Source organism: Psychrobacter sp. NPDC078501 (assembly GCF_044900935.1).
Classification (GTDB): Bacteria; Pseudomonadota; Gammaproteobacteria; order Pseudomonadales; family Moraxellaceae; genus Psychrobacter.
Window position 1 is genome coordinate 1 of record NZ_JBJDOS010000019.1, and the last position, 3,433, is coordinate 3,433.

Annotated in this window: 2 rRNA genes; both read right to left on the bottom strand. The window is 48.5% G+C overall.

What is annotated here, in order from left to right:
- Position 1: 1 nt before the first annotated feature.
- Positions 2–115: ribosomal RNA gene (gene rrf / locus ACI2IW_RS13810) — 5S ribosomal RNA — on the bottom strand.
- Positions 116–301: 186 nt separating this feature from the next.
- Positions 302–3,157, bottom strand: a 23S ribosomal RNA gene (locus ACI2IW_RS13815).
- Between the last annotated feature and the right edge of the window lie 276 nt (positions 3,158–3,433).

Consider the following 3,433-nt stretch of genomic DNA (forward strand, 5'->3'; position numbering starts at 1 on the left):
GAGCTGACGATGACCTACTCTCACATGGGCGAACCACACTACCATTGGCGCTACGATGTTTCACTTCTGAGTTCGGGAAGGGATCAGGTGGGGCCATCGCGCTATTGTCGTCAGCAAAGGGGGTTAGATATGAGTCTGTTGTTTTTATTGTTTGACTATAAGTGTTTAGTTTATAGTCGATCAACTTGTAACCTAACTGAATCAAGGTTAAAGGTGATATCGAAATGTTCTTTCTTATTCTATAGCCTGAGCTATACAAGATAGATTAATTAGACTTGTATACAAACCACTTGGGTGTTGTATGGTCAAGCCAAACGAGCAATTAGTACAGGTTAGCTACACGCATCGCTGCGCTTCCACACCCTGCCTATCAACGTCCTAGTCTTGAACGGCTCTTTAGGGAAATCTAATCTTGAGGTGGGCTTCCCGCTTAGATGCTTTCAGCGGTTATCCCATCCGAACGTAGCTACCGGGCAATGCCACTGGCGTGACAACCCGAACACCAGAGGTTCGTCCACTCTGGTCCTCTCGTACTAGGAGCAGATCCTCTCAAATTTCCAACGCCCACGGTAGATAGGGACCGAACTGTCTCACGACGTTCTAAACCCAGCTCGCGTACCTCTTTAAATGGCGAACAGCCATACCCTTAGGACCTGCTTCAGCCCTAGGATGAGATGAGCCGACATCGAGGTGCCAAACACCGCCGTCGATATGAACTCTTGGGCGGTATCAGCCTGTTATCCCCAGAGTACCTTTTATCCGTTGAGCGATGGCCCTTCCATACAGAACCACCGGATCACTAAGACCTACTTTCGTACCTGCTCGACTTGTGGGTCTCGCAGTTAAGCGCGCTTTTGCCTTTATACTCTACGACCGATTTCCGACCGGTCTGAGCGCACCTTCGTACTCCTCCGTTACTCTTTAGGAGGAGACCGCCCCAGTCAAACTACCCACCATACATTGTCCTCGGTATTGTTATACCTGAGTTAGAACCCCAACATGACCAGGGTGGTATTTCAAGATTGGCTCCACCGAGACTAGCGTCTCGGCTTCAAAGCCTCCCACCTATCCTGCACAAGTCAGGTCAAAGTTCAATGTAAAGCTGTAGTAAAGGTTCACGGGGTCTTTCCGTCTAGCCGCGGGTACACAGCATCTTCACTGCGATTTCGATTTCACTGAGTCTCTGCTGGAGACAGCGCTGCCATCATTATGTCATTCGTGCAGGTCGGAACTTACCCGACAAGGAATTTCGCTACCTTAGGACCGTTATAGTTACGGCCGCCGTTTACTGGGGCTTCGATCAAGAGCTTCGCTTACGCTAACCCCATCAATTAACCTTCCAGCACCGGGCAGACATCACACCCTATACGTCCACTTTCGTGTTTGCAGAGTGCTGTGTTTTTAATAAACAGTTGCAGCAGCCTGGTATCTGCGACTGCCAACAGCTCAAGGAGCAAGTCCTATCACCATCAACAGCGTACCTTCTCCCGAAGTTACGGTACCATTTTGCCTAGTTCCTTCAGCAGAGTTCTCTCAAGCGCCTTGGTATTCTCTACCTGATCACCTGTGTCGGTTTAGGGTACGATTCGTTTATAACTATTGCTTAGAAGCTTTTCCTGGAAGCATGGTATTTGCCACTTCGCTGTACAAGTACAGCTTGCTATCAGATCTCGGTATAAAATAGCCCGGATTTACCTAAGCTATAAACCTACATCCTTTCACCTGGACAACCAACGCCAGGCTGACATAACCTTCTCCGTCCCTCCATCGCATTATAAACAAGTATCGGAATATTAACCGATTTCCCATCGACTACGCCTTTCGGCCTCGCCTTAGGGGTCGACTCACCCAGCCCCGATTAACGTTGGACTGGAACCCTTGATCTTCCGGCGTGCGAGCTTTTCACTCGCATTATCGTTACTCACGTCAGCATTCGCTCTTGTGATACCTCCAGCATGCTTTACAACACACCTTCACAGGCTTACACAACGCTCCCCTACCACTTGAAAACAAATTCAAATCCGCAGCTTCGGCTCCTAGTTTGAGCCCCGTTACATCTTCCGCGCGGGCCGACTCGACTAGTGAGCTATTACGCTTTCTTTAAAGGATGGCTGCTTCTAAGCCAACCTCCTAGCTGTCTATGCCTTCCCACCTCGTTTCCCACTTAACTAGGAATTTGGGGCCTTAGCTGGCGGTCTGGGTTGTTTCCCTCTCCACGATGGACGTTAGCACCCACCGTGTGTCTCCCGGATATCACTCATCGGTATTCGGAGTTTGCATCGGTTTGGTAAGTCGGTATGACCCCCTAGCCGAAACAGTGCTCTACCCCCAATGGTGTTCGTCCGAGGCGCTACCTAAATAGCTTTCGGGGAGAACCAGCTATCACCGAGTTTGATTAGCCTTTCACCCCTATCCACAAGTCATCCCCTGGCTTTTCAACGACAGTGGGTTCGGTCCTCCGGTGCCTGTTACGGCACTTTCAACCTGCTCATGGATAGATCACTCGGTTTCGGGTCTATACCCTGCAACTAAACGCCCTATTAAGACTCGGTTTCCCTACGGCTCCCCTAAACGGTTAACCTTGCTACAGAATATAAGTCGCTGACCCATTATACAAAAGGTACGCGGTCACCCAACAAGTGGGCTCCCACTGCTTGTACGCACACGGTTTCAGGTTCTATTTCACTCCCCTCACAGGGGTTCTTTTCGCCTTTCCCTCACGGTACTGGTTCACTATCGGTCAGTCAGGAGTATTTAGCCTTGGAGGATGGTCCCCCCATCTTCAAACAGGATTTCTCGTGCCCCGCTCTACTTAATATGTTAACTCTAATGTTTCGAATACAGGACTATCACCTACTACGGTCAGCTTTCCCACGCTGTTCTTCTACATTAGAATTAATCGGCTTCTCCCCGTTCGCTCGCCGCTACTAGGGGAATCTCAATTGATGTCTATTCCTAAGGGTACTGAGATGTTTCACTTCCCCTCGTTCGCTTCCTAATAAATTAGGATACCTACCTTATGGTAAGTGGGTTTCCCCATTCAGAAATCTCCGGATCACAGGATATTGCCGCCTCCCCGAAGCTTATCGCAGGCTGTCACGTCTTTCATCGCCTCTGACTGCCAAGGCATCCACCATGTGCGCTTCATTACTTGACCATACAACCCCAAGTAGTCTTTCGACTTCTAAGTGTCATACAATCTAATTATGATAACGATATCACCTATGTTTATACGCTTGATTCAGTTCTCTTTACTTTTTTAATAACTCACCCCTGGGATAACAACTGATGTCGTTAAGAGGTGAGTTATTAAGGTTAAGAAGTGCGCGTGAACACGCTCTTCTTAACCCAGACTCATATCTATGTTTTTAAATAGTCTCTATGCTCTCGTCGAGTCACAGATTCTGTATAAAACAGAAAGAAGTAATCAGTT